Origin of the sequence: Kribbella steppae, from assembly GCF_004342025.1 — a bacterium.
In the GTDB taxonomy this organism is placed as follows: Bacteria; Actinomycetota; Actinomycetes; order Propionibacteriales; family Kribbellaceae; genus Kribbella; species Kribbella steppae.
On the sequence record NZ_SLWN01000040.1, the window covers coordinates 1 to 1,065 of the forward strand.

The window sequence follows — 1,065 nt, forward strand, 5'->3', positions numbered from 1 at the left end:
CGGGACTGCCCCCGGTTCGGTTGACTCCTGACCTGTGAGGACTAGGTCCTCGCTGGAAGGATGCCTGTCATGCCGAAAGCGTTTCCGTTGGAGTTCCGTCGTGATGTGGTCGCGGTCGCCCGCAAGGGCGAGGCGCCGATCGGGCAGATCGCGAAGGACTTCGGGATCTCCGTGTCGTGTCTGCAGCGCTGGCTGGAGCTGGCCGACGTCGAGGACGGCAACAGCCCCGGAACGACTCGGGAAGAGTCGGTCGAACTGCGGGAGGCGAAGAAGCGGGTCCGGCAGTTGGAACAGGAGAACGAGATCCTGCGCCGGGCTGCTGCCTACTTCGCCCGCGACATCAACCCAAAATGACCTACCCGCTGGTCCTCGACCTCGCCGCTGACAACATCCCCGTCGCGGTGACCTGCCGGGCGCTCGGCTTCAGTAAGCAAGCATTCTACAAATGGCGCAGAAACCCTGTCACACAACGCGATTGGGATGACGCGCACCTGATCAACGCGGCCCGTGACATCCACGCCGACGACCCGGCGTTCGGGTATCGGTTCATCGCCGACGAACTCGCCGACCAGGGCCACAGCGCGGGCGAGAACCGGGTCGCGAGGCTGTGCAGCCAGGAGCGGATCTGGTCGATCCACGCCAAGAAACGCGGCCTGAACCGCAAAGCCGGCCCACCCGTGCACGACGATCTCGTGAAGCGGGTGTTCACCGCGCCGGCACCGAACCTGGTCTGGCTGACCGACATCACCGAACACGCCACGAGCGAGGGCAAGCTCTACCTGTGCGCGATCAAGGACGCCTACTCCAACCGGATCGTCGGCTACTCCATCGACTCCCGCATGAAAGCGTCCCTGGCGGTGGCGGCACTGCGGAACGCGATCGCACTGCGCACGCCTGCAGCCGGGCTCATCGTCCACAGCGATCGCGGCAGCCAGTTCCGGTCCAAGAAGTTCGTCCGGGTCCTCAAAGCCCACGAACTGCGCGGTTCGATGGGCAGAGTCGGAGCCTGCGGCGACAACGCCGCGATGGAATCCTTCTTCGCCCTGCTCCAAAAGAACGTTCTGG

Annotated in this window: 1 pseudogene; it reads left to right on the forward strand. The window is 64.9% G+C overall.

What is annotated here, in order from left to right:
- Window positions 1-69: 69 nt before the first annotated feature.
- Window positions 70-1,065, forward strand: a pseudogene (locus EV652_RS43865) (IS3 family transposase); the annotation flags it as partial.